Source organism: Streptomyces sp. SS7, from assembly GCF_037993025.1.
Classification (GTDB): Bacteria; Actinomycetota; Actinomycetes; order Streptomycetales; family Streptomycetaceae; genus Streptomyces.
Window position 1 is genome coordinate 9,581,417 of sequence record NZ_CP141223.1, and the last position, 25,734, is coordinate 9,607,150.

The window sequence follows — 25,734 nt, forward strand, 5'->3', positions numbered from 1 at the left end:
GTGAGACGACGACGAACAACCGCCGGGGACTACGGTGACCCTGCCGGACACCGGGCCCTGGAGGCCCTTTATACAGCTCATGCCGATCGGGTCCTGGCGTATCTGCTGCACCGTACGGACCGGGAGACAGCACAGGACATCCTGTCGGAGACCTTCGTGCTGGCCTGGCGCAAGTCCGGGGCCGTGCCCGACGATGCCCTGCCATGGCTGCTCGGCTCGGCCCGGCGGCTGCTGGCCAACCGCGTGCGGTCCGACCAGCGGCACCGGGCACTGACCGAGCGCCTGGCGATGATGGCCGACCGGACGGGGGCCGCGGAGATCGGGGACGCGATCGGGACGCGTGCCGAGGTGGCCGCCGCGCTGTCGGCGCTTTCCGAACAGGACCGGGAGGTACTCGTGCTGAGTGCCTGGTACGGCCTGACGGCCAAGCAGGCGGCCATCGTCGCGGGCTGCACGGCCACGGCCTTCGCCGTGCGCCTGCACCGGGCGCGCAAAAGGTTCAGGGCAGCGCTGCCCCGCGCAGGACACGCACAGCCCGTCCATGACGCTGTTGCCCAGCCACACCTCACCCAAAGGGAGTCAGCATGAAGCAGACCGTCACCAAGCACCGCCAGGCACCCGACCTCGCCGCCGTCCGCGCCCTGCGCCCCACCGGCGACGGCGCCGCAGGCTGGGCAGCGTCCGAAGACGGCCAGAGGGTCCTGCGGGAGATCCTGCGCCGCACCGGGCAGCCGCCGGCCGTGGCCGGTTCTGGGCGACGTCGGCACCTGTTCATGGTGGGTACGGTCACAGCCGTCCTCCTCGGGGGCGCCACCACGGCTGCCGTAGCCACATTCGGGCCATGGGGCGAGGGCGGGCGCAATGTCATGTGCGCTCGCACGCTGTCGCCCGAGGCGGACCTGAGTCAGCTGCCACTCAAAGCCATGAAGGATTTCGATCCGCAGGACGCAGCGCGTTCCTGCGCGGTGGCCTGGAACCGGATGTGGAACCAGCCCGCACAGGGCACAGTGCCGCAGACTCCCAAGCCGACCCGGTTCGCCGCCTGCTACTTCCCCAACGCGCAGCCCGGCAGCGGCGAGTCCTCGACCACCGACGGCCAGGGGAAACTGGGCGGGCCCGTGATCTACCCGGCGGACGGCTACCCCACCAAGAGGGCGGCCTGCGCAGCCATCGGTTCCCGGCCCGTGGCAGGCGGTTGAGGCCGGCCGGGGACGGCTGAAGCAGATCGCCTCGAAACAGCCCAGGAGTCTTCAGAGGTCGTTTTCTCCCGCTGTTTCATCCCGGGACGCCGGGTTGGGGGCGTTGCGAGGTGGACCATGGCTTCGGAGCGATGTGGTTCGGCCTCGTAATCGCGGGCCGGTCGGCGGTGGTTCATCAGCCAGCCCAGGGTGCGTTCGACGGTCCAGCGGCGAGGCAGGACGGTGAAGCCCCTGGTAGCGGGGTCGCGGCGGACGATGGGCATGTCGATTCCGAGGGCCGCTGCGTGCTCCGAGGAGGTGCTGGCGGTAGCCGCCGTCGACCCAGGTCTTGCGGACCGTGGGATGCTCGGCGGCCACCTTCTCGATGAGGGCCTGGCCGGCGACGGAGTCCTGGACGCTCGCGGCCGTGACCAGCACCGCGTCCCCGCCGGTGGAACGGCACGCCCAGGGCGTCGTACTCGTCCTTGCTCCAGCTGACCGTCGGCTGGACGAGGAGCCGGCCTTCGCTGAGGAGGTCGAGGGTGCCGAGCTCCCTCGCCAGCAGCAGGGGGTGGCGCAGCGGTGCGAGGACGGCGGCGGCGGCCAGTCGCAGGCGTTCGGTGACGGAGGCGATCGAGGCCAGCAGGAGCAGGGAGTTGGGCCAGGGAGTGAAGGGGTCCTGGTTGCCCGGCAGAGCGTAGTCGCGGGGGTTGCCCATGATGCCGTCGGCCGCGGCGTCAGGCCCGAGCACGATGTGTTCGCTCACCATGACGGAGTCGAACCCGGCGTCCTCCGCTTCCCGCGCCCACCGTACGGCGGCGGGCAGGTCGGCCCGTCCGCCGGTCAGGGTCCAGTTCTCGCTGAGGACGAGCAGCATGCGGGGCGGGGTGGTCGTCATCGGCGTCCTCGCTCTTTTCCGTGTGTCCTGGGGCTGCGGCGGGCATATCGTTTGGACCCAAACTTATTGCGTGGCCCGGTCCGCTGCAATCCCCCGCGGGGCGAACCTTCAGGGGGCGGCCCTGGCGTGACGTCGGTGCGACGTCTATGGGGGGCGTCTGTGTATGTGGGGGGGCGATGGGCAAAGCGGGCGCGGCGCACGTCCTGCGGACGAGCGAAGCACCGATATCCGCTTGCGTACCGTCAGCACATGCGCCAACGTCACCTGACACCTCACGAAGAAGGCAGAGAAGCAGAGAAGATGCCCCCGCAGACCCGCCCCGTCGATCAGGAACTCATCGAGGCCGCAGCGCACGTCGCCCGCACCCGGTGCCACGGTGACAACCACACCATGGCCGCCGCGGCACGCGCCCGGGACGGCCGGATCATCACCGCGGTGAACGCCTATCACTTCACCGGAGGTCCCTGCGCCGAGCTGGTGCTCATCGGCACGGCCGCCGCTCAGGGCGCCTATGAGCTGGACACGATCGTCGCCGTGGGCGACCGCGACCGTGGGGTCGTACCCCCGTGCGGCCGCTGCCGCCAGGTCCTCCTCGACTACTTCCCCGCCCTCGACGTCATCGTCGGCGAAGGCGACGGCATCCGCACCGTGCGGATCACCGACCTGCTGCCCGAGACCTATGTGTGGGCCGATCACCAACTCGAAGCCGGGTGAACCCGCGGCCCCGCCGCCCGGACCGCGGCACCCCCACGTGGTCCGGCTGGGTGTATTGACCCGCAGCGTTGTTCACGCGGTTGATTGGCGGCTGGCGGCCGAGTGCGGTGTGGCAGCGGTGGTGGTTGTAGGTGTGCAGGAAGTCTGCCAGGGCCGTCGTTCGTTCGCTGTTGCTGGTGTAAGGGCGGACGTAGGCCCACTTGTGGGCGGTGGCGCGGGAGATGCCCACTTCCGCCGCGACGTGCGCGACCGGCCGGCCGTCGCCGACACGTTCGACCAGCAGCCGCCTGCCGTGAACGGTCAGCCGGACATTACGGTGGCTGGTGTGATCACGGCGTCGGAGCCGTCCTGTATAGGTCCGTTCACAGAGCTCAGCTCGCGCCGGTTCCGCAAGCTGGTGACCGTACTGCGGCGCAAGGGAGCTGGCACCGTCCGTCGGGGGCGGCCATGGAGTCTGTCCCTGGAGGACCGTTTGCTGTTGGCGCGGCTTACTGGCGCACGGACTTGACGATGCGCCAACTCGCCCCGTTGTTCGGCGTATCCAAGTCGGCCGCAGACCGCATCATCAACCATCTCGGTCCCCTGCTCGCTCTCCAACCTCGACAGCGTTTCGCGAAGGACGCCGTGCTCATCGTGGACGGCACCCTGGTCCCACCCGCGACCACACGGTCGCCGAGCAGTCGAAGAACTACCGGTACTCCACCGACCACCAGCTTGTCATCGACGCCGACAGCCGCCTGATCGTCGTCATCGGCCGCCCTCTGCCAGGCAATCGCAATGACTGCAAGGCGATCGCAATGACTGCACGGCGTGGGCAGAATCCGGCGCGAAGGCCGCCGTCGGACAGACCACAACGATCGCCGACGGCGGCTACCCCGGCACCGGACTCCTCATGCCCCACCGGCGCCGCAAGGGCGAGGAACTGCCCGACTGGAAGCAGGCGCACAACAAGTCCCACAAGCAAGTCCGCGCCCGCGTCGAGCACGTCTTCGCCCGCATGAAGACCTGGAAGATCCTGCGTGACTGCCGTCTCAAAGGCGACGGCGTCCACCGCCATCCTCGGCATCGCCCGGCTGCACAACCTTGCTCCTGCGGGATAACTCCGACCCGGAAGATCCTCAGTCGAGACAGAACTCGTTGCCCTCAATGTCCTGCATCACAATGCAGGACTCGTTCTCGCCATCGGCACGCATCGTTCGCACATGTACCGCGCCCAGCGCGACCAGCCGTGCGCATTCGGCTTCAAGTGTGGCCAGGCGCTCCTCACCCACGAGTCCGATACCGGCTCGCACGTCAAGATGCAGCCGGTTCTTGACGACCTTCCCTTCGGGAACGCGCTGGAAGAGCAGGCGCGGGCCCCTACCCGAGGGATCACTGCACGCGAAGTAGATCGCCTGATCCTCAGGCGGCAGTGAGCGATGGTAGTCCTCCCAAGTGGCGAACCCTGTCGGGATCGGAGGTACGACGTACCCCAGCACCTCGCACCAGAAGGCGGCGAGACGCGCAGGTTCCGCGCAGTCGAAGGTCACTTGGAACTGCTTGATCGTTGACATCGGCGCACGATAACAGGGGCCCGTGCTCATCTCCCCGCGCGGGTGGGCCGCACGTTGTCCGGAGGACGGCCCCTGCCATCCGCTGCTGTGTCGTGCGGTCGCAGGGGTGAACCGAGGTCGGTGTCTCCCAAAAAATGGGACCCAGGATCCAATCCCGGCCAACCACTCTCGTGCCACAGATCAGTTTCGGGCCGACCCTTAGGCGTCGAGGTAGCGGTAGTCCCCGTACGGGCGGCCGATCTCCAGGTCGCCGCCGCGGACCTTCCACTCGCTCATGCCGTCGACGTCATGGCTGACCAGGAACAGCCCCCGGGGCCGCTCGTCGTACGCGTCATCCGGGCGGGTGGCGGGGATCCGGGCGATCTGACGCAGCCTCTCCTCGAACCAGTCGAGGGACACCGCGCGGATGTGGCCCCCGTAGAAGGCCCACCTGACGGCGTTGTACTGCCGAGGAGGGAACGCCCAGCCCCCGCTGTAGGTGCGCTCGGGATCGTCTGCTGTCACGATCTCCTTGATCCGGGCCAGCTGTCCGTCATCACACTCCAGCCAGCCCCTGACCGAGACCATGACACCCACGGTGGTTGCTCCTCGTTCGTACGGTGCGCTGCACTCGCGCCGGGGCCAAAGGCCAGGCCAGGCTAGTAGATCATTACGTGGTTCCGCCGACGCGGCAAACCTGAGGTCTGTCAGACGGACTGGCCGGTCCCGGGAAGTCATATTGCGCGAGGACGGGACCAGCCGTCAGCCCGGCCACGAAACGATCGCCGGACGGGAGTTCGGCGAAGGGCAGGCATCCTCGGCGGTCTTGACCATCAAACAGGACCTCACCGGGGAGGTTGGGTGAAGTTGACGACGCTGGCCATCGAGGCGGCCAGCGATGGGTCGATGCCGGAAGGAGTTCCGTTCCGGTGGCTGGCCCATCACGTGCGCGAAGGCGTGGTCGCGCTGTTGCCGAAGGGGCTCGACGTTGACGGCTGCGCAAAGATCCAGATCACGTGTGTTCCCGGCAGGACGCAGTCCAGGCAGTACTGGCAAGCCCTGGGGCCCGTCCGCCGCGGGCGCGTGACACCTGCCTGCTTGCCGTGGTCGAAGACGCGCTGGTCGACCTGGCAGGACGCCATCACCGGGGCGATGCGGTCGAGACAGCGATCCGCGAGGCGTGTGAGACGCTGCGGCGCCAGGACTTCAGCCTCGCACTGCCCATCACTCTGCTGTCGAAGACCTCGCCAAACAAGGCGGCCAGGGCACGTGTCGTGCGCTGTCTGAACCGCGATGTCGGGGAAGCGGGGCGCATCGAGGTCACGAGCAATTCCGAGGCAGCGCCTGACGCTCGGTGGATGACCGAGCCACCGACCTACCTGGACAGGCGAGACTCCTTCGCGAGTTCCGCGTGGTCGGATGGACGCTTCATCGTCCGGGACCGGTTCGGAAAGATCACTCCATCGACTTGCACGGGTCGCCTCGACCTCTTCTTGGACGGTGACTGGGACCTCACCATGGGCAGCACTCCCAACCTCGCGCCAGCAGCCCCCAAGTGGAGCCGAAACCCGGCGTCCTAGGACCATGTGCCGAGCCCGATGTCGGACCGCGGGCCGGTACCGGCGGCGGTCCCGGTCGCTAGTCTGGGTGATCAGTCCGGTCACCCGCGACCACGGACTCGTCCGAGGAGTTCGATGTCCACCAGCGGTGACACGCACGTCCGCAGCCTGCGCACCGGCAAGCCACTCGCCCCTCCGGCGTCGCGGCCCGTGCCGGTGTATCCGGTGCGCATCGATGACGGTTGCGTGTACGTCGATGTCGTACCGCGGAGTGAGGGATGACCGGGCCTTCGGACGTTCCCCCGCGGGAGCGTGCCGACGCCGTCCGCAACCGTGCCCGACTGTTGGAGGCGGCCGCCTGGCTGGTGGCCGAGCGGGGCGCCGAGCATGTGACGATGCACGAGGTCGCCCAGGTGGCCGGGGTCGGCAAGGGCACGTTGTTCCGCCGGTTCGGCGACCGCAACGGCCTTCTGCTGGCCCTGCTGGACGAGGTCGAGGCCGAGTTCCACGAGGCGTACACCTCCGGCCCGCCGCCGCTGGGGCCGGGGGCTCCGGCGAGCGACCGGCTGACCGCGTTCGGCCATGCCCTGATCGCTCGGGTCGCCGACACCACGGACCTCGGACCGGCACTGGGCCGCCAGGTGCCCACCGATCGCCGCCGGACCTCCCCCTACGGCCGGGCCTTCCGCCACCACGTCACCGCACTCCTGCGGGAGGCGGGCGTCGTGGGCGACCACACCATGCTCGCCCATGCCCTGCTCGCCTTCGTCGACCTGGAGACCCTCGACCACCTGCGCTCCGACGCCCAGGTCACCACCGTGCGCCTCCAGACCGCGTGGGCGGATCTGGTACGGCGGGTCACCAGCGCCGAGGCACGGTGAACCTCCGTGCCCACCGGAGTCCGTCCTGACGTGACGGACAGTCCGAGGGCGCTGGACCGCTAATGCTCGGACATGCCGTAACCCCGCTCCCGGGCGAGTGCGGCAGCGGTCTCGTGGGACTCCGTGAGCACGTCGAGGAACCCGGTCCGGCCCCACACGGCCAGTCCCATGACGGTGACGCTCACGGCGGTGATGTGCACGGCCGCGGCGAGGTCCCGGCACGAGGCCGCGCGCATCGCCGACTCGTCTCCACGAGCCCATGCCCGCGTCGCCTCCGCCACGGCGAACTCGTAGTGCGGTGGGGCCGAGACGGCGATCTCGTCGGCCCGCCGCACCAGGTCGTCCAGCCGCCAAGACCTCCCGGTCAGCTGCATGATGCTCAGGGTGGAACGCAGCAGGCCTTTCAGGATCGCGTACACCTCCGACGCGCCGTCCGCGCCTGGACCGTCGAGCGCCTCGTGGACCGCGACCGCGTCCTGGTCCACATAGCCCCGGACGATGTCGAAAGCCCGGTCGTGAGGTGTCTTGCCCGCTGCGTCGTTCATGTGGATCACGCTAGGGACGGCCGGACCGGAGCGGATCGGTCTCGCGCCGTAACGCACCTCGGAACAAAGGACGAGGACCGACGCCGGGTCACGTCCCGTCCGCCGCTACGGCTCCGTCCCCCTGCACCTACGGGGAGGTGAGGCCCGCCACCAGGCGGAGCTGGAAGTTCTTGTGGCGCAGACAGTAGGTTCGGGTGGTTCACGGGCTGGAACGTCATGGCGTCCGAATACGGGGACTCCAAGGGGCAGAAGGCCGCATCCTGTGCGAACAGCCGCGAACTGCCGTTGTGTTCGGCGCGCAGGACGGAATCGCGCAGGTGGACGTACATGCCGTCGGACGTAGTGACGGTGTAACAGGAGCTGTTGGCAAGGCCTTTGATCACGGTGAAGGTGGAGTCCTGGCGGGACTACGAGCCGACCACCTGGTCGAGGGTGATCAGACCACCGCTCACGTGCCAGTAACTGTCGGGGTAGTTGACCGCCTGCAACGACCAGGAGTCGCCCTGAGGCCTGCCGTCGGACGGCCTCTCGGCCGAGGCCGACGGCTCCGGGCCGGTGTCGAGGGGGCGTCGTCCTTCGGCGGCGTGGCGAACGAGATCAGCCCGGACCCGGTCTCGTCGTCGGACAGGGACCGGCCCTGGCGAGATCGCGGCGACACCGGTGGCCAGGGCGAGGACGACGGCCAGCCAGAGCCGTCGGGTTCCCAGGGGTGGGGAGGGGTCCCCGGCCCAGCCGTTCTCCCATGGTTGCCCCTGGGGCGGCCGGGACCTGGTTTCCATCAACAGCACTTCTGGCAATGGTGTTTCTGACAACGACGTTGCCGACCGGGCAACGGTAGGGAAGCCAAGGCTTGCGTCCCGGCGGCCCGACCTAGGCTCATTCCCTGACTTCTCAGATATGGCGAAGAGCTTCTTACGGCGTTGCGCTCATGACAGACACTCCCGCGGCCGGTCCCCGTTGTGAGGCCGTCGCGTAATTCCGTGTCAGGCCAACGCAGGACGTGCACACTCACCCCATGGCGGACATGAGGGCGTTGCAGGATGCGGTCACCAACTGGGCGGCGGGTGGCCCCGACGGGCCGGCGCGCGATCTGGCGGAAAGCCTCGGGGCGCGCACCGCGGTGCTTCTGGAAGGGCTGAGCGATCTCGCGGCCGTCGAAGCGCTGGCCGACCGGCGTGGCCGGGACCTGGCCGCCGAGGGGGTGTGCGCCGTGTCCATGGGCGGGGCGATGAGCGTCGGCCGCTACGCCGGGCTCCTCGGGCCGACCGGCCTCGGTCTGCGTCTGACGGGACTGTGCGACGACCGCGAGAGAGGCTTCTACGAGCGCGGCCTGACGCGGGCGCAGGCGCCGCTCCAGGACATCTACGTATGCACCGACGATCTGGAGGACGAACTCATCCGCGCGCTCGGCACGGCGGAAGTCGAAGAGATCTTCCGTGCCGAGGGCGACTTCCGTGCCTGGCAGTCCTTCCAGCGGCAGCCCGCACAGCACGGCCGGCCCCGGCATCGGCAGATGCGGCGCTTCCTCGGCACCAAGCGGGGCCGCAAAATCCGTTACGGCCGCCTCCTCGTCGAGGCTCTCGCCCCGGACCGGACACCGCCCCCGCTGGACGGCCTCTTCGCGAGCCTGTGAATACGGGACGGGGGACGGGGACGCGGCGGGCGTGTCGGGCATGCGCGCGCCGACGGACCGTGGGCGGGCGTCGACCCGCTGCACCGGGCTGCGCGTCGCCCTGCGAGGGCGGACTCGACGACGGCCGAGTCCAGCCCGCATCACCGCACCGTGGACGAACGGGTGCCGAGGAAGCCCGTGGCGTTGCGTCCGCCGTTCGCGTGCACCAGGGCGGCGAGCGCGTCGCCCACCGCCTCGCGCTCGGCGGCCGGCGCAACGGCGAACTTGAGGGCGAGCGCGCAGCAGGTCTGGGGTGGTGGGGTGGCGCGCGCCGGGTCCTCGGGCGGGGCGGACAGGTCGAGCCAGTCGCCGAGCTGCGCGTTGCCGCTCCACGTCCCGCCCGCGTCCAGTCGGCCCGCGGTGAACTCGACCCACGCGCCCATCGCCGGGTAGTGGCGGCGCAGCAAGCCTCGCCGGTCGTAGGCGTCGTACAGGGCGGTAGGGACGACGGTCTTGGCGTCGCCCCAGCCCGCACCGGTGCCCGCGAACGGCAGCTCATTCGGCGGTAGTTCATCGAGGTGCTCGACGGCGAGGTCGGTGAGCCAGCTGTAGCAGGATGGAGCTGATGTCGAACGTGGCGCACGCGGTCGTGACGAAGGCCGTCAAGTCGCCGGTCCAGCCGCGCCCTTCGTCGCGCTGCGGGCAGTCCGTGGGTACGGCCAGGAAGTTGCCGCGCTGGGAGCGCACCGCGTTGGCGTACAGCGTGTGCACCCGGTCGTCGGAGCAGTGCAACCGGCCGATCCGGCGCAGATCGCCGGCCACGACCACCACCTCGGCCTGCTCCACGGTGACGCCGGGGGAGGCGTCGATCTCGGGGCAGGCGGCCGTCGGCGTCGAGGACTCGGCGTGCCGGAGGGTGAGCGTGCCGCCTGCCGGGCCGTTGGCGGCTTGGGCGTGTGGGCGTGTGGGACCGCACGTCCGACGAGACCGGGTCCAGCGCGCTGCTGGGCGAGGCGCGCGGAACCGCCGACGTCTCGCCGTGTGCAGCACCCGCCCGCGCCGAGGACGTCGCCTACGCGAGCTGCATCCGGCGGGCGATTGGTGGCGCCGAGCTGCCCGTCCGGCCGGGCGGCTTCCACGGCTTCGACGGCCTGGCGCCCCGGGCCGCCCTGTCCGCGGGCGCCCGCGCGGCCCGGCTCCGCTGGCTGCGCAGGCTGCTGGACTGGACGAGTGAAGCGGTCCGGGCGGCCCGGACGCGGCGCCGACGGACGACTCGACGCGATCAGGCCTGGGACGCAGGCTGCTCCGTCGGCTCGCCGTTCGTGGGCGCGGCCGGCTCCGGAGTCGTGTAGAACACGGAGGTGCCCTGCTTGGAGCGTTGGGCCTGGTTCCTGGCCACGAGCCCTTCCAGCGTCGAACGCACCACGGTGGTCTTCACCGTGCGCTCGGGATGCAGTTGTCCCAGCTCGGCGGTGATCTCGGCAGCCGAGCGGGGCTCCGCCTGACCGGCGAGGTGGTCCCTGACGAGATCCACCAGCTTGGGCGCAGCCGACGGGGCGGCCGGAGCCTCGGCGGCGGTCTTCTTGACGGTGGCCTTCTTCGCGGGCGCCGCCTTCTTGGCCTTGGTCGGCCTGGTCTCCTTTGTCTCCTTGGCTCCCTTGGTCCGCTCGGTCGCGCCGGATGCCGGCGCCGCCTTCTTACGGGGAGCGGGCACCGCCGGGACGGGATCGACGGCCGGCGCGTCGGGTCCCGCCGGGACACCCAGGGCCTGCTGGAGGTTCACCAGGACGGTGTGGTCGTGCCGTACGGCGGCCAGCTTCTCCTGGAGCGCTTCGATCTCGCCGCTGAGCCGCTCCTGCTCCTTGAGATTGCGTTCCAGGTCGCCTGCCACCTGCGCGCTGTACTGAGAGGTCAACTCGGTCTTGGGGAGGGTGTTTTCGGACATGACGCTCATGGCCTTCCTGCCGAAGGTTCATGCTGTTCCGCCTGCTGCCGCACGGGAAGCGGCAGTTACAGGCGCGCATGTGTGTCGTAGCGATAGTACGGAAGACACCTGTGGTGTTGTCCGGATACGGCCAGGATGAAGGCACACTCAGGGCACATCACGAGGCGGACGGCAGCGAGCCGAGAACGGCCGCGAGGCCGAGCGGGTCGCGGCGGGCGATGTTGTGGCCGACAGGGATGTCGTGAACCCGCCAGTTCGGGTCGTCGCGCAACCGTTCGGTGAGCGCCACGAAGGGGCTGCCCGGCCACGCGCCACCGCTGATGAACGTGCGGCCCAGCGCCGGGCTGAGGTCGCCTGCCAGCCTGATCGACTGGACGAAGCTCGCCAATGGATGCGGTCGCGCGCGCGGGTCGAGCCCCTCCGGTACCGCGACCCACCGACCGTCCGCGCGGGCGCCGGCCATGAACAACTCGCGGAAGGTGTCACTCGTCAACGACCAACACGAGTCCCCGTCGGCGGGGACGTACGCGTCGATGAAGACGAGCTGGTCGAGGCGGTCCCCGAGCCGGTCGGCGACCCCCGCGATCACCAACCCGCCGTAGCTGTGCCCGCACAGCGCGACCGGCGCTCCGTCACCACGTTCGATGATCTCGGCCACCTGGGCGACATGGGTGTCGAGGTTCGGCGGACGGTCCACATCGACCGGGCCGTTCGCCTCCAGCCCCGACAGAGTCACCGCCTCGATGTGGTGACCGTCCCGGCGCAGCTCAGCTGCCACCGAGTCGAAGACCCATCCACCCTGCCAACCGCCCGGCACCATGACGAACTTCACCGCGTCATGGTAGGTCAGCCGCAGCCGCCTCAGGTCAGCTGGCCCGCACTCCCAGCGTGAAGTGTGGCTCGATCCCGGTCAGTTCGAGAACTCGACCAAGTGGAACTGATGGCGCGCCTCGGCGCTGCCTAAGGCGTCCGCCGTGCAGGACGCGTTCGGCCCCGATGCCGGTGACGAGGTGTATCTCGCTGCCACGGCGTGGCCCGCGGTGGTGACGGTGGCAGCGCGGTTGGCCCAGGTGCTCGTGTCGAATGATCAAGCAGCACTGAGCAAGCTCCATGACGCCGGCCTCCGCCGGCCGCTGAGGGGCGACTCGGTCCCGATATGCGAGTGAACGTACGGCGGAGTGTGCTTAGGGTGACGGCCGTGGACCCAGCTGACTTCTACACCGGTATCGTCGCAGAGATCTACGGGCCCCTGAAGGCCTTCTCACAGGACCCCGACCCCTACGCGGCCTTCGTCGAGGACGCCGGCGTCCCGGCGTTGGAGCTGGGGTGCGGGGACGGTGATCCGCTGCTCGAACTGCGGCGGCGCAGCCTGGCGGTCGAGGGCGTCGACTCCTCCGCCGACATGCTGGAGCGCCTCCGGCGCCGGGCGGACGAGCTCGGCATCCCCGTCACCGTGTTCCACCAGCGCATGGAGGCCCTTGACCTGCCTCGGCGGTACCGGGCGATCTTCCTGGCCGGACCGACCTTCACCCTGCTCCCCGACGACGCCACCGCCCTGGCCGCCCTGCGCCGCATCCGCGCCCACCTCACCGACGACGGCACCGCCCTGGTGCCCCTGTTCACGCCTGTACCGACCCCGGCCGCACAGGTGGGACGCGTGCGTACGGCCACCGCGCCCGACGGCGCCGAACTCCGGGTGTCAGCCGTCGCCGAGCAACGCGACGAACAGGCCCGGACGCAGACGACGCTCCTGCGCTACGAACGCCACCACGGCTCCGAAAGCAGCGTGGTGGAGCGTCCGTGGGTCCTGCACTGGTATCCCCGCGACGTTTTCGAGGAACTCGCCACGGCCGCCGGACTGACCGTGAGCGCGGTCACCGACCACGACGGCGACCCCGCGCCCGCAGGCGCCACCGACCTGCACTTCCGGCTCCGAGTCGCCGCCTGATCGGCCTCCCCTGCAGGACGTCGGGACTGGTGGTTCACCCAGACCTCCGTCGCGGGGGCGGATGCCGGACGCTCCGGGGCCTAGCGTCGTCGTCCTCGGTTCGTCCCCGCCCTGCACGACGGCTGCACGAGGAGTTCGACTCATGATGCGAATTGACGGCGCGCGCGTTTTCGACGGCGAGCGCGTCATGGACGGCGTGTCGGTGTTCGTCGAGGACGGACTCGTGACGGCGGTGCTGCCCACACCCGACGCCGGCGCTGCTGACGCCGAAGGGCTCACGGAGGTGGTCGACGGCAGTGGCCACACCCTCCTCCCCGGGCTCATCGACGCGCACACCCACGTCATGGGCACGCTGGACAACCTGCGCCTGGCTCTCACGTTCGGCGTCACCACCGAGCTGGACATGTTCAGTTTCCCGGCCGAGCTCACCTCCTGGCTGTGTGCCACCGCCACCGCCCACGACGACGTCGCCGATCTGCGCAGCAGCGGAACCGTGGTCTGTCCGACCGGCGGCCACCCCGTCGCGTCCATGCCGTACATCCCGTCGCTGGCCGGCCCGCAGGAGGCCGAGGAGTACGTCCTGACACGGCAGAAGGAAGGCGCGCACTACATCAAGCTGATGTTCGACGACGGCGGTCACCACGGTGTCGACCTGCCCACGCTCGACGCGGCGACGGCCACCGCGGTCACCGAAGCCGCCCGGGCGGGGAACCTGTCGACCGTCGCCCACGTGGCCGACGCGGCGACGGTGCGCGACGCCCTGGACGCGGGTGTCGACGCGTTCACCCACGTCCCGTTGGACGCGCCGCTGCCGCAGGAGCTGGTCGACCGGGCCGCGGCGGAGGGCCGGGTGGTCATCCCCACGCTGGCGATGATGGAGGTGTCCAGCGGCGCCGACGAGGGACGCGCCCTCGCCGACGACGACCGCATCGCCGCCTGGCTGCCGGCCGACGCGGGCGCGGCGATCCGCGACGGCCTCGAAGGCCTGGCCGTGACCCTCCCGCCCCCCGGCCTCGATTTCGCCCACGCCCTCACCACCACCCGCCGACTGCACCGGGCCGGGGTGCGGCTGCTGGCGGGCACCGACGCCAACAACGCCCCGGGGCGGGCCTGCCCCGTGGTCCACGGGGCGGCGCTGCACCGCGAGCTCGAACTGCTGGTGGCGGCGGGCCTCACCCCGACCGAGGCGCTCACCGCCGCCACGGCGGCTCCCGCCGTCCACTTCGGGCTGCACGACCGCGGCCGGATCGCCCCCGGCCTGCGAGCCGACCTGATCCTCGTCGAGGGCGACCCCACGCAGGACATCACCGCCACCCGCGCCATCCGGCGGATCTGGCGGCGCGGCGTGCCCTTCCACCGCCAGGCGCGTCCGACGCACGGGGCGCGGACGCCGCAGACGGACGGCACCCCCCGTACCACCGGACAGGAGCAGGACACGCGCACCGCCGACGGCGGCGGGCTGCTGACGGCCGTGGGCTCCACGGCACTGGCGGTGGCCTCGGCGCGCGCCCTGGAGACCATCCGCCCCGACCGGCTGTTCGACGACCAGATAGCGCTGCAGACCGTCGCGGCGGCGGGCGCCCAGCTGGCGGCGTGGTCGAGTTCCCGGGGCGAACTCCTGAGGCTGGCCATGGGCGACTACTTCGCCCTGCGCACCCGCTACTTCGACGACTTTCTGCGGGATGCGGTCGACTCCGGCTGCCGGCAGGTCGTCGTCCTCGCGGCCGGTCTGGACGCCAGGGCGTTCCGCCTGAGCTGGCCCGCCCCCGTCCGGCTGTTCGAGATCGACCGGTCCGACGTCCTCTCCTTCAAGGACCGGATCATCACCGGCCGCGTTCCGACCCCCGGCTGCGTACGGACCGCGGTCGTCGCCGACCTGCGTGAGGACTGGCCGGGCGCACTGCGCGCCCAGGGCTTCGACCCCCTCCTCCCGACGGCGTGGCTGGTGGAGGGCCTCATGGTCTACCTGACCGAGCAGGAGGGCGAGGACCTGCTCACCCGCATCGGCACCCTCAGCGCCCCGTCCAGCCGGTTCGCCGTCGAGTACGGCAGCCTGGCGATGTTCCAGACCGAACAGGCCCGTGCCGCACTGGCCGACGCCACCGATGACGACGTCATGCACACGCTCGCCTCACTGTGGCGCAACGAAAGCACCGAGGACCCGGTCCTCCGGCTGGCCCGGCACGGCTGGAGCACCGTCAGCCACGAGGCGGCCGACCTCGCCCGCACCTACGGCCGACCGGTACCGCCCGCCTTCGACCCCGCCCTTCCCGGCACCGGCCGCATCAGCCTGATCAGCGGCTCCCGGACCCCGTGAGACCACGCTCCGCGCGGGGCGGGCGATCCGTACCGTCAGGCGCCGGGGCGCAGGCCGAGCCGGCCGGGAGTGGGATCGCCCTTGACCCCGCCGAAGTACAGGGCGAAGGTCTGCTTCCAGCGTTCCACTTCCGCGCGGTCAAGAGTCCGCACGTTCACGTGTGTCACCGCGGGGCCAATCCGAACCGGGCGGCGGCGGCTCAGCGGGGCGCAGATGGTCCGCATCACCCAGGAGATGCGCCACTTCGAGTCGGTGTTCCTGGCGCCGGAGCGCACCGGTGTGCGCAGCTGGCGAGCGCGCGTCTTCGACCTCGCCGAGGAGCTCGACTTCGCCGGCCATCCCCTCATCGGGGCGGCATGCGTCCTGCACGCCCTGCACGGCGCCGAGGACACCGAGACCTGGTGCCTGAAGCTGACGGCCCGGACGGTCGACGTGACCACCCGACGCCGCGCGGCGGGCCGCTACACCGCCGTACTCGACCAGAGCCCCGCCACCTTCCCCACTCTCAGTCATCACTGATCAACTGTCACTGATCAGGTGTCACTGATCGGCTGTCATCGGACTGCTGTTGCGGGTCGACGTCGCGGGCGACGACCCAGCGGTGGGGCGAGATCGGCCGGATGCGGGAGAAGCCGTGGTTCTCGAAGACGGCCATCGGCCCGGTGTGCAGGAAGGAGCCCGACACCGAGCGGTCATCGGTCTCCTCGGGATAGCCCTCCACGGTGCCGCCGCCGTGGTGGGCGATGCCGGCCAGCGCGGCGCCGAGCGCGGCGTGGGCGACCCCGCGCCCGCGCCACCCCTTTCCGGTGAAGAAGCAGGTGATGCGCCAGTCCGGCGGTGTCACCAGTTCCTTCTCGTACTTCCGCCTGCTCTTGATCTCCGGCAGTTCGGCAGGCGTGCCGAACTGGCACCAGCCCACGCAGTCGTCGTCGGCGAAGACGAGCGCGGCGTGCGCGTGACCGTCACGCACGCGTTGTTCCTTCTCGGCACGGTTCTGCTGGGAGGTGCGCCCCTGGCCGAGCCTGACGTGGAAGCCCATGCACCAGCAGCCGCCCCACACGCCGTTGTGCGCCTCGACCAGTCGAGCGAACGCGGGCCATGTCCCCGTGTCCAGCAGCGCGGTGCGCAAGCTGGTGGACTCGTCGCCTGGCGTCGTGTTGCCCACGGTTCCCTCCGTGTACCGGTGTGCCACGCGTGCGCTTCGGACGTGAGCACGGTAGCGGATGCGCGTCCGAGCCCGGCACGGAAAGGAGCAGCAGACTGATCCATACCGGTTCATGGTCGGCGCCATACCACTTCTTGACCCGTTTCGGGCGGTGCTGGAGATTTCCCTAGCAAGCGGCCCCGCACGATGGGACCGCTTGCCGGTGTGGCATGCGTACGCCCGCCTGGAGATCGAATGAAGAACACAGCTGTCGGCCACAGATATCGCCGTGCCATCACTCCCGCCGAGTGGACCTACCTGGGGCTGCCCCTGCCGCAGGACATCCAGTACGTGATCGAGGGCGTGGGTGACCTCTCGCCGGCTGACGTCACCAGGGCCGTCGGTCTCGCCTCGGAGGCGTCGCCCGGCACCCGGCTGGTCCGGCGGGGCAAGCTGTGGGTGGACAGCGGGGTCAGCCCGGCCGTGCGGGTCATGGACCGTCCCCTGGACCGCCGGCGCCTGGACTGCCAGGCCCTCCACACCCGCGGCAGCCGTCCCGGCACACCCTTGGAGGTGCTGCTGTACCCCGGCGCCCCGGCCTCCGTCGTCCTCCGGGGCCGACACGAGGTGACCGACGCCCGGGGCCTGGCCCTGTGGGCCGCAGACGTCTTCCGCGTCCTGCGCGGACAGGAGCCCGTGGGCGCGTCGTCGACCCTCAACAGCACGGAGTTCCTCGAGGCGCTGTACCCGCAGGGACTGCCCCCGATCCCGAGCGGCGCGGGCGCCCTCGCGTGGCCGTCCCCGCTGGGCCGCCTGCCCGGGGGCGGCCGGAAGGTGATGTGGCGCAACCGGTCCGTCGACGGCACCCACCCGGCCGCCACCGCCAAGGTCGCCGCCGCGCTCGCGGCCGCGTACGGGCCCGAGGGGAGAGGCAGCTTCTTCGTCCCGGTGGACCTGCGCCGTCACGACCCGGACCTCCGGTCCACGGCGTGGCTCTCGCAGGCGCTGGTCATCGACGTCGAAGGTGGCGAGGACTGGGAGCAGGTCCACCGGAAGCTGCTCGCGGCGCTGGCCGAGGGCCAGGAGGTCGCTCTGCGCACCGAGCCGAACATGATGCGCGTACCGAGGGCGGCCATCCGGCTGCTCTCGAAGGCGGTCGCCCGTGCGGCCGCCCGCTCGGACCGCTACTCGGGGCTGGCCTTCGTCACCCACCTGGGCACCTTCGACCTGGCCGACTTCTCCACCGACGGCTTCCGGGCCACCGCGATGTACACCCTGGGCGGCACCGGACCCGGCGCTCCTCCGGCCGTCGACCTCATGGACTCCGGCGACCGCACCGAGGTCACGGTGTCCTGGCTGGACGGGCCCGGCGTGGCGGAACGCGCGGAGGCGCTGCTCGACACGGTGGAGGAGGCGCTGTCGCCGTCCCGTAACCGCCGCTGGGACGGCAATTCGACCGCACGCGCGGTGCGGGGGGAGAGCCTGATGGAGCTGATCCGCGCGCAGGTGCGGCGGGTGCCGGACCAGGTGGCGCTCACCGGCCCCGAGGGCGACGTCACCTACCGCGAGATCAGCCGCCGTGCCGACGCCGTCGCCCACGAACTGCGCAGCCTCGGCGTGGGCCGGGGCTCCGTCGTGGGGCTGCTCGCCGACCGGACGGTGGCGGCCATCGCCGGTATCTGGGGGGTGCTCCGGGCCGGGGCCGCCTTCCTCCCCCTGGACCCGCTGCACCCGGATCACCGGCTCGCCGACGTCCTGGCCGATGCGGGCGTGCGCCACTGCCTGGTGCAGCAGGGCTATGAGGGACGGGACCTCTTCCCGGCCGGCTGCGCACCGCTGCCGCTCGACGACCTGTCACGAGCCAAGCCCGGCCAGGCCGAGTTCGCCGATGTCCGGCCGCGTCCGGACGATCTGGCCTACGTGATCTACACCTCCGGCTCGACCGGCCGGCCCAAGGGCGTGCTGATCGAGCACGGGAACCTGCTGAACTACCTGCACTGGGCGCTGGACATGTTCCGGATCGGCCCGCGGACCCGGCTCTCCCTGATGACCTCGCTGTCCTTCGACGTCTCCATGACCTCGGTCTTCGGGCCGGGCATGGTGGGCGGGGCGATCGTGCTGGTGCCCGGCCACATCAACCACATGACCCTGCGCCGGCTGCTGGAACGATCCGGCGCCACCATGCTCAACCTCACTCCCTCCCACCTCGATCTGATCGGCCAACTGGACCTCCGGCCCACCGGCTACACCGGTGTGATCATCACCGGCGAGCAGCTGAGGGTGGAGGTCGCCGCCCGGGCGCAGCGGATGTTCGGGGAGACGTGCCGGATCATCAACCAGTACGGCCCCACCGAGGTCACCGTCGGCTGCACCGCGCACGTCTTCGACGAGGCGAGCGACGGCGGCGCGCACGCGGTGCCCATCGGACTCCCCGGCTACAACTCCGCGGTGTACCTGCTGGACGAGCGGCACCGCTTCGTCGCGCCCGGGGAGACGGGGGAGATGTACCTGGGGGGTGTGCAGCTGGCGCGCGGCTACCTGGGCCGCCCCGACCTGGACGCCGAGCGGTTCGTCCGGCTGGCCGACGGCACCCGGGTGTACCGGACCGGGGACCTCGCCACCGTCCTGCCCTCGGGGAAGCTCGCGTACGTCGGCCGCAACGACGACCAGGTCAAGGTGCGCGGCAACCGGGTCGAGCCCGCCGAGGTGGCGCAGGCGCTGGAGCGCCATCCCTCGGTGCAGCGCGCCGTGGTGGTGGCCAGGACCCGGCCCGGTGGTACGGGCAAGACGCTCTGCGCGTACGTCGTTCCCAGGGCGCCGGTCACCCCCGAGGAGTTGGAGGAGCACACGGCGGGGCTGCTGCCGCCCTACATGGTCCCGGCGGCGTTCGTCACCGTCGCGGAACTGGCCTACACCGTCAGCGGCAAGGTGGACGCCCGTGCGCTGCCCGATCCGTTCGCCGCCGACGGCGGCCCGACGGCGGGCACGGAAGCCGCGGTCTCCGACCCGGTCACCCGGGCGGTGGCCGAGGTCTGGTCCCGGGTCCTCGCCATCCCCCCGGAGCGACTGGACGAGCAGGCCGACTTCCACCGGCTGGGCGGGGACTCCCTGGCGCTGCTCTCCATGCTCGCCGGAGTCAGCCGTGATCTGCTCGCCCAGGGCGGAGAGGAGGCCTTCATGGCGAACCTCCTCACGATCATCGACAGGCCGACCCTGTCCCACGTGGCCCAGCTCGCCCGCACGGCAGGCGCGGGCGCCTGAGGGTTCGCCCGCAGCGGCGAGGACGCCGCTCGGCCCCTACGAGGTGACCGTCGCGGACGGATCCCGTTCCGGCGGGGGCGGGTGGCCGGCCGCCATGGGCAGGCTGAGCACCATGGTGAGGCCGCCGCCGGGGGTGTCCTCGGCGCGCAGGGTGCCGCCGATGGCCTCGGCGAAGCCGCGGGCGACCGCGAGGCCGAGGCCGACTCCGGTGCCGCGCGGGGAGTCGCCGTAGCGCTGGAAGGGCTCGAAGATGCGCTCCTTGGCCTCGTCGGGGACGCCCGGGCCGCGGTCCACGACCCGCACCTCGACCCGGTCGGCGAGCACGCTCGCGAAGACCAGGACCGGCTCGCCCGGTGGGCTGTACGTGACGGCGTTCTCGACGACGTTGGCCACGGACCGCTCCAGCAGTCCCCGGTCGACGGCGACCATGGGCAGGGTCTCCGGGACGTCCAGGTCGACGCTGTCCTCGGGGACTCCGCCGAGCGCCATCGGGATCACCTCGTCGAGGTCGGTCTCGCGGATGATCGGCGTGACGGTCCCCGTCTGGAGGCGGGACATGTCCAGGAGGTTGCCGACGAGCAGGTCGAGGCGGTCGGCGCCCTCCTCGATGGCGGCCAGCAGCTCCGCCCGGTCCTCGTCGGACCATGCGACGTCGTCCGAGCGCAGGGAGGTGACGGCCGCCTTGATTCCGGCCAGCGGGGTGCGCAGGTCGTGGCTGACGGCGGCGAGCAGGGCGGTGCGGATGCGGTTGCCCTCGGCGAGTTCCTTGGCCTGCGCCGCCTCCCGCTGAAGGCGCAGGCGGTCCAGGACCACGACGGCCTGCGCGGCGAAGGCGGCGAGCACCCGTCGGTCCTCGGCCGGCAGGACACGGCCCGAAAGGGCCAGTGCCGTGTGGTCGCCCACCGACACGTCGACGTCCGCGTCGTCGGGGGTGGCGCAGGGGCGCGGCCCGACGCTGCCGGCGCAGGTCCAGGGCGCCACGTCGCTCTCGCGCTCCAGAAGGGCAGCCGACTCCATGCCGAAGGTCTCGCGGACCCGCTCCAGCAGCGCCTCCAGGCTGGTCTCGCCGCGCAGGACGTTCCCGGCGAGGAAGGAGAGGATCTCCGACTCGGCGCGCAGCCGGGCCGCCTGGTGGGTGCGCCGGGCCGCGAGGTCGACGACCGACGCCACCGACAGCGCGACCCCGACGAAGATCGCGATCGCCACGATGTTCTTCGGGTCGGCGATGGTGAAGGTGTGCACGGGCGGGGTGAAGTACCAGTTCAGAAGCAGGGAACCGGCCGCCGCCGAGGCCAGGGCCGGGAACAGCCCGCCGAGCAGGGCCGCCGCCACGGTCAGGGTCAGATACAGGAGCATGTCGTTGGCGAGGCCCACGTCCGGGGAGACACTGCTCAGCAGCCACGTCAGCAGCACCGGGCCGCCGAGCCCGACGAGCCAGCCCTGGACGAGCCGGGAGCGGCCGAGCCGTGCCCCGCGGGCGGCCGGGAGTCCGCGGCCCTTGCCCGCCTCGTCGTGCGTGATGAGGTGGACGTCGAGGTCGGGGCCGGACTCGCGGGCCACGGTGGCACCGACGCCGGGCCCGTAGACGTACTGCCAGGTCCTGCGGCGGGAGACGCCCAGCACGATCTGGGTGGCGTTCACCCCGCGTGAGAAGTCCAGGAGCGCGGACGGTATGTCGTCGCCGACGACGTGGTGGAAGCTGCCGCCGAGGTCCTCCACGAGGGTGCGCTGGACGGCCAGTTCCTTCGGGGAGGCACCCGTGAGGCCGTCGCTGCGGGAGATGTACACGGCGAGGACCTCGCCGCCGGCCCCCTTCTCCGCCAGCCGCGCGGCGCGGCGGATGAGCGTACGGCCCTCGGGGCCGCCGGTGAGCCCGACGACGATCCGCTCGCGCGAACCCCAGATGGCGGAGACGCTGTGCGCGCTGCGGTACTCGGTCAGCCGGGCGTCCACTCGGTCGGCGACCCACAGCAGCGCCAGCTCCCGCAGCGCGGTGAGGTTGCCGGGCCGGAAGTAGTTGGACAGGGCCGCGTCGACCTTGTCCGGTCCGTAGATGTTGCCGTGCGCCATCCGGCGGCGCAGCGCCTCGGGGGACATGTCGACCAGGTCGATCTGGTCGGCCCGCCGTACGACCTCGTCCGGCACCGTCTCCCGTTGGCGTACGCCGGTGATCGACTCGACGACGTCGCCGAGGGACTCCAGGTGCTGGATGTTCACCGTGGTGATGACGTCGATGCCGGCGGCCAGCAGTTCCTCCACGTCCTGCCAGCGCTTGGCGTTGCGCGAGCCGGGGACGTTGGTGTGTGCGAGTTCGTCCACCAGGGCGACCTGCGGGTGGCGGGCGAGGACCGCGTCCACGTCCATCTCGGTGAAGATGCCGCCCCGGTAGGCCAGTTCCCTGCGCGGGAGGTGGTCCAGGCCGTGCAGCATCACCTCGGTGCGCGGCCGGTGGTGGTGCTCGACGAAGGCGACCACGCAGTCGGTGCCCCGCTCCACCCGGCGGTGCGCCTCGGAGAGCATGGCGTAGGTCTTGCCGACGCCGGGTGCCGCGCCGAGGTAGATCCGGAGCTTGCCGCGTGCCATGTACGCCCTTCGTTCATGCTGCGAAGTTCACGCTTCGAAGCGATAGCCCATACCGGGCTCGGTGATGAGGCGGCGGGGGTGGGAGGGGTCCGCCTCCAGCTTCCGCCGCAGCTGGGCCATGTAGACGCGCAGGTAGTTGGTCTTGGTGCTCTGGGAGACGCCCCAGACGTCCTGGAGCAGCTGCTTCTGGGTGATCAGCCGGCCGGGGTTGGTGACCAGGATCTCCAGCAGGTGCCACTCGGTCGGGGTGAGGCGGACGTCACGGCCCTGGCGTACGGCCTTCTTGGCCAGCAGGTCGATGGTGAAGTCGGCCGTCTCCACCAGGGTCGCCCCGGACGCGGGCGGGGTCTCCTCGGTGCGCCGGACCGCGGCCCGCAGCCGGGCCAGCAGCTCGTCCATGCTGAACGGCTTGGTGACGTAGTCGTCGGCGCCCGCGTCGAGCGCGGCGACCTTCTCGTCGGACGCCTGCCGGGCGGACAGCACCAGGATCGGGACCCGGGTCCAGCCGCGCAGCCCCCTGATGACCTCGACGCCGTCCATGTCGGGCAGCCCGAGGTCGAGCATCACGACGTCGGGCTGGCGGGCGGCCGCGAGCCGGAGCGCGGTGGCGCCGTCGGGGGCCGCGTCCACCCCGTACCGGCGTGCCTGGAGATTGATGATGAGGGCCCGTACGAGCTGCGGGTCGTCCTCCACCACCAGCACCCTTGTCATGGGCGTGCGCCTTTCGTGTCGTACGTCGGGCCGTACCGGCTGCGTGACGGGGGGGAGTCGGCGGTCCGGACCGCTGCCGGGCGCCGACTCCCCTGTCGGTCGGATCACGCCCTCAGCTCTTCGCCACGAGGTTCTTGAGCGCGATGTTGAGTTCGAGGACGTTGACGCGGGGCTCGCCGACGAAGCCGAGGATGCGGCCCTCGGTGTGCTCGTCGAGCAGCTTCTCCACCTGGGCGACGGGGAGGCCGTTCCTCTCGGCGACCCGGTGGACCTGGAGCCGCGCGTACTGCGGGGAGATGTCCGGGTCCAGTCCGGAGCCGGAGGAGGTGACGGCGTCGGCGGGGACCTCGGACGGCGAGACCCTGTAGTCGGCGGTCGAGTTGTCCTTGATCACGGCGGCCTTGGCGGCGGTCACCCAGTCGATCAGGTCCTTGTTGTCGGCGGCCCGGTTGGTGGCGCCGGACAGGATCAGCTTGTACCGGGTGTTGACGCTGTTGGTGCCGAGGCCGTTCCGCGGGCGGCCCTGGAACCACTTCAGGTCCGGCTCGGGTGTCTCCTGGCCCTGCTTCAGCGGCAAGTTGTACGCCTGCCCGATGAGCGAGGAGCCGACGACCCTGCCGTCCGCCTTGATCTCGGACCCGTTCGCCCGGTCGCTGAACAGCCCTTGGGCGATGCCGGTGACGACCAGCGGGTAGATGACGCCGGTCACCAGGGTCAGCACGAGGAGGGCGCGCAGGCCCGCCCCGAGCAACCGGACGGTGTTGGTTACCGAGTTGTTCATGGCCGCTTACCCGATTCCGGGGATGAGGGAGAGGAGCAGGTCGATGAGCTTGATGCCGATGAACGGCGCGATCAGGCCGCCGATGCCGTAGATCGTGAGGTTGCGCCGCAGCATCCTGTCGGCGCTCACCGGCCGGTACTGCACGCCCTTCAGGGACAGCGGCACCAGGGCGATGATGATCAGCGCGTTGAAGACGACGGCGGAGAGGATCGCGGAGTCGGGCGAGGCCAGGCCCATGATGTTGAGCTTGTCGAGGCCCGGGTAGACGGCCGCGAACAGCGCGGGGATGATCGCGAAGTACTTGGCGACGTCGTTGGCGATCGAGAAGGTCGTCAGGGCGCCCCGGGTGATGAGGAGTTGCTTGCCGATCTCGACGATCTCGATGAGCTTGGTCGGGTTGGAGTCGAGGTCGACCATGTTGCCGGCCTCCTTGGCGGCCGACGTGCCCGTGTTCATCGCCACGCCGACGTCCGCCTGGGCCAGCGCGGGCGCGTCGTTGGTGCCGTCACCGGTCATCGCGACGAGCTTGCCGCCCGCCTGCTCCCGCTTGATGAGGGCCATCTTGTCCTCGGGGGTGGCCTCGGCGAGGAAGTCGTCGACGCCGGCCTCCTCGGCGATCGCCCTGGCCGTCAGCGGGTTGTCACCGGTGATCATGATCGTCTTGATGCCCATGCGGCGCAGTTCGTCGAACCGCTCCCGCATGCCCTCCTTGACGACGTCCTTGAGGTGGATGACGCCCAGGACGCGGGCGCCGCCGGCGTCCTCGATCGCGACGAGCAGCGGGGTGCCCCCCGCCTCGGCGATACGGTCCGTCAACTCCGCTGCGTCCCGGGCGACTTCACCGCCCTGTTCCTTCACCCACGCGACGACCGATCCCGCGGCGCCCTTGCGGATCCTCCGCCCGTCGACGTCCACGCCGGACATCCGGGTCTGGGCGGTGAAGGCGATCCACTCGGCTCCGGCGAGTTCTCCCTGGTGACGTTCGCGCAGGCCGTACTTCTCCTTCGCGAGGACGACGATGGAGCGTCCCTCGGGGGTCTCGTCGGCCAGCGACGACAGCTGGGCGGCGTCGGCCACCTCGGCCTCCGTCGTCCCGCTCACCGGGACGAACTCGGACGCCTGCCGGTTGCCGAGCGTGATGGTGCCGGTCTTGTCCAGGAGCAGTGTGGACACATCGCCCGCCGCCTCGACCGCCCGCCCCGACATCGCCAGTACGTTGCGCTGGACGAGCCGGTCCATGCCCGCGATGCCGATCGCCGACAGCAGCGCGCCGATCGTCGTCGGGATCAGACAGACCAGCAGGGCCACCAGCACGACCATCGTCAGGTGGGTGCCTGCGTAGTCGGCGAACGGCGGCAGGGTGGCGCAGGCGAGCAGGAACACGATCGTCAGCGAGGCGAGCAGGATGTTCAGAGCGATCTCGTTGGGCGTCTTCTGCCGGGCCGCGCCCTCGACCAGGTTGATCATCCGGTCGATGAAGGTCTCGCCCGGCTTCGTCGTGATCTTGATGACGATCCGGTCGGAGAGCACCTTCGTCCCGCCGGTGACGGCCGACCGGTCACCGCCGGACTCCCGGATCACCGGCGCCGACTCACCCGTGATCGCCGACTCGTCGACCGAGGCGACGCCTTCGACGACGTCACCGTCGCCGGGGATGACGTCCCCGGCCTCGCAGACGACGAGGTCACCGATCTTCAGGTCGGTGCCCGGAACCCGCTCCTCGGCGTCCCCGGCCAGGCGCCGGGCGACCGTGTCGGTCTTGGCCTTGCGCAGGGTGTCGGCCTGGGCCTTGCCGCGGCCCTCCGCCACCGCCTCCGCCAGATTGGCGAAGACGACCGTCAGCCAGAGCCAGGCGCTGATGGTCCAGCCGAACCAGTCACCGGGGTCCTTGAAGGAGAACACCGTCGTCAGGACGGAGCCGATCCACACCACGAACATCACGGGCGACTTCACCATCACCCGCGGGTCGAGCTTGCGGAAGGCGTCCGGCAGGGACCGCAGAAGCTGCTGGGGATCGAAGAGGCCCGCGCCCACACGGTCTTCGGCGGGCTTGTGCCCGGACGGTACGTCGCTGTGCGGCGCCCGGGTCGGGATGGCTGTGGACATCGAGGTCCCTTGCTCGGTC

Annotated in this window: 24 protein-coding genes and 5 pseudogenes; 12 read left to right on the forward strand and 17 right to left on the reverse strand. The window is 70.9% G+C overall.

Annotated elements, in window-relative coordinates; all coding sequences use genetic code 11:
• On the forward strand, positions 1-588 hold the full coding sequence (locus U5640_RS43185; RefSeq protein ID WP_340384664.1) for a sigma-70 family RNA polymerase sigma factor: 588 nt from the start codon (positions 1-3) through the stop codon (positions 586-588).
• Complete coding sequence (locus U5640_RS43190; RefSeq protein WP_340384665.1) at positions 585-1,199, forward strand: hypothetical protein; 615 nt, start codon at positions 585-587, stop codon at positions 1,197-1,199. The genes U5640_RS43185 and U5640_RS43190 overlap by 4 nt, the downstream gene beginning before the upstream one ends.
• 104 nt (positions 1,200-1,303) lie before the next feature.
• Here the strand turns inward: U5640_RS43190 and U5640_RS43195 are convergent.
• Positions 1,304-1,429: pseudogene (locus tag U5640_RS43195) on the reverse strand (IS5/IS1182 family transposase); the annotation flags it as partial.
• Positions 1,375-2,076 carry an LLM class flavin-dependent oxidoreductase gene (locus U5640_RS43200; RefSeq protein WP_340384666.1) on the reverse strand — a complete coding sequence of 234 codons (702 nt, stop codon included), beginning with the start codon at positions 2,074-2,076 and terminating at the stop codon, positions 1,375-1,377. The pseudogene U5640_RS43195 and the gene U5640_RS43200, both read right to left, overlap by 55 nt.
• Positions 2,077-2,376: 300 nt before the next feature.
• Between U5640_RS43200 and U5640_RS43205 the strand changes: the two genes are divergently transcribed.
• A complete protein-coding gene (locus U5640_RS43205; protein WP_340384668.1) occupies positions 2,377-2,790 on the forward strand; it encodes a cytidine deaminase in 414 nt (137 codons plus the stop codon).
• 49 nt (positions 2,791-2,839) lie between these two features.
• On the opposite strand, the pseudogene U5640_RS43210 reads toward U5640_RS43205, so the two are convergent.
• A pseudogene (locus U5640_RS43210) lies at positions 2,840-2,998 on the reverse strand (integrase core domain-containing protein); the annotation flags it as partial.
• Positions 2,987-3,094: pseudogene (locus tag U5640_RS43215) on the reverse strand (leucine zipper domain-containing protein); the annotation flags it as partial. The pseudogenes U5640_RS43210 and U5640_RS43215, both read right to left, overlap by 12 nt.
• Before the next feature lie 12 nt (positions 3,095-3,106).
• On the opposite strand from U5640_RS43215, the pseudogene U5640_RS43220 reads away from it, so the two are divergent.
• Positions 3,107-3,890: pseudogene (locus tag U5640_RS43220) on the forward strand (transposase).
• Between the two features lie 18 nt (positions 3,891-3,908).
• Here U5640_RS43220 and U5640_RS43225 read toward each other — a convergent pair.
• Positions 3,909-4,343 carry a VOC family protein gene (locus U5640_RS43225; RefSeq protein WP_340384670.1) on the reverse strand — a complete coding sequence of 145 codons (435 nt, stop codon included), beginning with the start codon at positions 4,341-4,343 and terminating at the stop codon, positions 3,909-3,911.
• Between the two features lie 198 nt (positions 4,344-4,541).
• Entirely contained in the window at positions 4,542-4,910 is a 369-nt protein-coding gene (locus U5640_RS43230) for a hypothetical protein (protein ID WP_340384672.1), read from the reverse strand.
• A 515-nt stretch (positions 4,911-5,425) separates the two neighbouring features.
• Here U5640_RS43230 and U5640_RS43235 point away from each other — a divergent pair.
• Positions 5,426-5,902, forward strand: a complete 477-nt coding sequence (locus U5640_RS43235; protein WP_340384674.1) for a hypothetical protein — start codon at positions 5,426-5,428, stop codon at positions 5,900-5,902.
• Positions 5,903-6,159: 257 nt separating this feature from the next.
• Complete coding sequence (locus U5640_RS43240; protein ID WP_340384676.1) at positions 6,160-6,762, forward strand: TetR/AcrR family transcriptional regulator; 603 nt, start codon at positions 6,160-6,162, stop codon at positions 6,760-6,762.
• Positions 6,763-6,821: 59 nt separating this feature from the next.
• Here the strand turns inward: U5640_RS43240 and U5640_RS43245 are convergent, their stop codons facing one another.
• Both U5640_RS43245 and U5640_RS43250 read right to left on the reverse strand, forming a co-directional pair.
• Positions 6,822-7,307, reverse strand: coding sequence for a hypothetical protein (locus U5640_RS43245; RefSeq protein WP_340384678.1), 486 nt, complete (start codon positions 7,305-7,307; stop codon positions 6,822-6,824).
• Positions 7,308-7,714: 407 nt separating this feature from the next.
• Positions 7,715-8,086, reverse strand: coding sequence for a hypothetical protein (locus U5640_RS43250; protein ID WP_340384680.1), 372 nt, complete (start codon positions 8,084-8,086; stop codon positions 7,715-7,717).
• 236 nt (positions 8,087-8,322) lie between these two features.
• On the opposite strand from U5640_RS43250, the gene U5640_RS43255 reads away from it, so the two are divergent.
• Positions 8,323-8,940, forward strand: a complete 618-nt coding sequence (locus U5640_RS43255; RefSeq protein WP_340384682.1) for a TOPRIM nucleotidyl transferase/hydrolase domain-containing protein — start codon at positions 8,323-8,325, stop codon at positions 8,938-8,940.
• 140 nt (positions 8,941-9,080) lie between these two features.
• Here the strand turns inward: U5640_RS43255 and U5640_RS43260 are convergent, their stop codons facing one another.
• Both U5640_RS43260 and U5640_RS43265 read right to left on the reverse strand, forming a co-directional pair.
• Positions 9,081-9,473: a hypothetical protein gene (locus U5640_RS43260; RefSeq protein ID WP_340385679.1), complete on the reverse strand. Its 393-nt coding sequence runs from the start codon at positions 9,471-9,473 to the stop codon at positions 9,081-9,083.
• 16 nt (positions 9,474-9,489) lie between these two features.
• On the reverse strand, positions 9,490-9,765 hold the full coding sequence (locus tag U5640_RS43265; RefSeq protein WP_340384684.1) for a hypothetical protein: 276 nt from the start codon (positions 9,763-9,765) through the stop codon (positions 9,490-9,492).
• Between the two features lie 98 nt (positions 9,766-9,863).
• On the opposite strand from U5640_RS43265, the pseudogene U5640_RS43270 reads away from it, so the two are divergent.
• Positions 9,864-10,139, forward strand: a pseudogene (locus tag U5640_RS43270) (alpha/beta hydrolase); the annotation flags it as partial.
• A 62-nt stretch (positions 10,140-10,201) separates the two neighbouring features.
• On the opposite strand, the gene U5640_RS43275 reads toward U5640_RS43270, so the two are convergent.
• Together U5640_RS43275 and U5640_RS43280 are read right to left on the reverse strand one after the other, a co-directional pair.
• A complete protein-coding gene (locus U5640_RS43275) occupies positions 10,202-10,864 on the reverse strand; it encodes a hypothetical protein (protein ID WP_340384686.1) in 663 nt (220 codons plus the stop codon).
• A gap of 157 nt (positions 10,865-11,021) precedes the next feature.
• Complete coding sequence (locus U5640_RS43280) at positions 11,022-11,696, reverse strand: alpha/beta hydrolase (RefSeq protein ID WP_340384687.1); 675 nt, start codon at positions 11,694-11,696, stop codon at positions 11,022-11,024.
• A 366-nt stretch (positions 11,697-12,062) separates the two neighbouring features.
• Between U5640_RS43280 and U5640_RS43285 the strand changes: the two genes are divergently transcribed.
• The 3 genes from U5640_RS43285 to U5640_RS43295 all read left to right on the forward strand — a co-directional run bounded on the left by U5640_RS43285 (position 12,063) and on the right by U5640_RS43295 (position 15,648).
• Complete coding sequence (locus tag U5640_RS43285; protein ID WP_340384689.1) at positions 12,063-12,812, forward strand: class I SAM-dependent methyltransferase; 750 nt, start codon at positions 12,063-12,065, stop codon at positions 12,810-12,812.
• 142 nt (positions 12,813-12,954) lie between these two features.
• On the forward strand, positions 12,955-15,129 hold the full coding sequence (locus U5640_RS43290) for an SAM-dependent methyltransferase (protein WP_340384691.1): 2,175 nt from the start codon (positions 12,955-12,957) through the stop codon (positions 15,127-15,129).
• Between the two features lie 177 nt (positions 15,130-15,306).
• Positions 15,307-15,648: a PhzF family phenazine biosynthesis protein gene (locus U5640_RS43295; RefSeq protein ID WP_340385681.1), complete on the forward strand. Its 342-nt coding sequence runs from the start codon at positions 15,307-15,309 to the stop codon at positions 15,646-15,648.
• Positions 15,649-15,655: 7 nt separating this feature from the next.
• Here the strand turns inward: U5640_RS43295 and U5640_RS43300 are convergent, their stop codons facing one another.
• Positions 15,656-16,294 carry a GNAT family N-acetyltransferase gene (locus tag U5640_RS43300; protein WP_340384693.1) on the reverse strand — a complete coding sequence of 213 codons (639 nt, stop codon included), beginning with the start codon at positions 16,292-16,294 and terminating at the stop codon, positions 15,656-15,658.
• Positions 16,295-16,528: 234 nt separating this feature from the next.
• Between U5640_RS43300 and U5640_RS43305 the strand changes: the two genes are divergently transcribed.
• On the forward strand, positions 16,529-19,534 hold the full coding sequence (locus U5640_RS43305; protein WP_340384695.1) for a non-ribosomal peptide synthetase: 3,006 nt from the start codon (positions 16,529-16,531) through the stop codon (positions 19,532-19,534).
• Positions 19,535-19,570: 36 nt separating this feature from the next.
• Here the strand turns inward: U5640_RS43305 and U5640_RS43310 are convergent, their stop codons facing one another.
• The 4 genes from U5640_RS43310 to kdpB all read right to left on the reverse strand — a co-directional run bounded on the left by U5640_RS43310 (position 19,571) and on the right by kdpB (position 25,715).
• Positions 19,571-22,117 carry a sensor histidine kinase KdpD gene (locus tag U5640_RS43310; protein ID WP_340384697.1) on the reverse strand — a complete coding sequence of 849 codons (2,547 nt, stop codon included), beginning with the start codon at positions 22,115-22,117 and terminating at the stop codon, positions 19,571-19,573.
• A 27-nt stretch (positions 22,118-22,144) separates the two neighbouring features.
• Positions 22,145-22,828 carry a response regulator transcription factor gene (locus U5640_RS43315; RefSeq protein ID WP_340384699.1) on the reverse strand — a complete coding sequence of 228 codons (684 nt, stop codon included), beginning with the start codon at positions 22,826-22,828 and terminating at the stop codon, positions 22,145-22,147.
• Positions 22,829-22,940: 112 nt separating this feature from the next.
• The gene (locus tag U5640_RS43320; RefSeq protein ID WP_340384701.1) at positions 22,941-23,609 is read right to left on the reverse strand and encodes a potassium-transporting ATPase subunit C; all 669 of its coding nucleotides are present in this window, start codon (positions 23,607-23,609) and stop codon (positions 22,941-22,943) included.
• Between the two features lie 6 nt (positions 23,610-23,615).
• Positions 23,616-25,715 carry a potassium-transporting ATPase subunit KdpB gene (gene kdpB, locus U5640_RS43325; RefSeq protein ID WP_340385683.1) on the reverse strand — a complete coding sequence of 700 codons (2,100 nt, stop codon included), beginning with the start codon at positions 25,713-25,715 and terminating at the stop codon, positions 23,616-23,618.
• Positions 25,716-25,734 lie beyond the last annotated feature (19 nt).